General features: G+C 49.8%; 1 protein-coding gene. It reads right to left on the bottom strand.

Annotated elements, in window-relative coordinates; genetic code table 11:
- Positions 1-234: alpha-E domain-containing protein (locus KDM89_RS21555; protein WP_212689828.1), on the bottom strand; the 234-nt coding region annotated here is incomplete at its 3' end.
- Between the last annotated feature and the right edge of the window lie 65 nt (positions 235-299).

The following is a 299-nucleotide window of genomic DNA, read 5'->3' as shown; positions in this document are numbered from 1 at the left end:
ATCGCGCACCATGAAATCGAGCACGTCACGTTTGCTCAATAATCCATAGTGATGGTCGAAGGCTTCTTGTAATTCTGAAATGCCCAGCATGGCACGCCAGCCTTGCTCAGCGTCCTGTGCGCTTTGAGGCAGCATGGAAGTCTGAATATTTACATCCAGCATACGGGCAGTGTTTTCGGCACGTTCAGTGTAACGTGCCATCCAGAATAAATGATCGGCGGTACGGCTCAGCATCTTGTTCTCCCTTTATTTTTCCAGTACCCAGGTATCTTTGGTTCCACCGCCCTGCGAGGAATTCA

Origin of the sequence: Cognatundibacterium luofuense (assembly GCF_018139685.1) — a bacterium.
GTDB classification, from domain to species: domain Bacteria; phylum Pseudomonadota; class Gammaproteobacteria; order Burkholderiales; family Burkholderiaceae_D; genus Undibacterium; species Undibacterium luofuense.
The sequence above is the reverse complement of the archived record's forward strand: the minus strand, read 5'-3'. Positions and strand labels throughout refer to the sequence as shown.